At 61.3% G+C, this 781-nt stretch carries 1 protein-coding gene; it reads left to right on the plus strand.

What is annotated here, in order from left to right:
- Positions 1-227: 227 nt before the first annotated feature.
- On the plus strand, positions 228-781 hold a 554-nt coding region (locus A5760_RS11120), incomplete at its 3' end, for a TetR/AcrR family transcriptional regulator (protein ID WP_231122609.1).

Raw genomic sequence — 781 nt, forward strand, 5'->3', positions numbered from 1 at the left:
CCAACGAACCGAACGCGACGATCCACAGCACTCGCAGCGTGCGGGACGGCGGAAGCTTGGCGGTAATTGGTTCCGCAGTCGTCCGCTCGGTGACCTCGGACGTAGTCACGGGCGTACCCCCTCTTTGAGTAACTGTCGTTTTTCTATCAGTAATCATCGTTACTCGGCCAAGGTAACATGGTCTCCGCGGAGGCAACAAGCATCTCGCAACGAAAGGAGGCAAACCCGTGGACCAGCCGCTACCTGGTGCACCCATCGCCCGCCTCGACGATGCACGGCGCGCGATGTACCACGAACAGATCCTCGCTTCCGCCGAGTATGAATTCGCGCGAACCGGGTTCAACGACGCCAAGGTGAGCGCCATCGCGAAGACAGCGGGGGTTTCGTTGGCGACGGTCTACAAACACTTCACGGGAAAGGACCAACTGTGGGATGCGCTCAATGCCCTTCGCATGACCGAGTTCGTCGACGCCGTGTCGACCCGCACCGCGCCCATCGACTCACCGCTGGAGAAGATTCTCCTCGGTGCGCGCGCTGAGATCGAGTTCTTTGCCGCCCATCCTCACTTCTTGCACCTGCATCTTCACGAAGGACTGAGCTGGGGTACCGCGTCGGCATTGATCGATGCCGGGCGCGGCGGACAGCGCGAGGCGTGGCGCACCGGCATGGAGATGATCAGCCACGCAGCGGAGGCCGCTATCGAAGCCGGAGAGATTAGCGCATTGCGTCCGGCAGTTGTTGCCTCGCTGGTGATTTCCGCCCTGCAAATTTGGCTCACCGA

This window comes from Mycobacterium colombiense (assembly GCF_001665835.1).
In the GTDB taxonomy this organism is placed as follows: Bacteria; Actinomycetota; Actinomycetes; order Mycobacteriales; family Mycobacteriaceae; genus Mycobacterium; species Mycobacterium colombiense_A.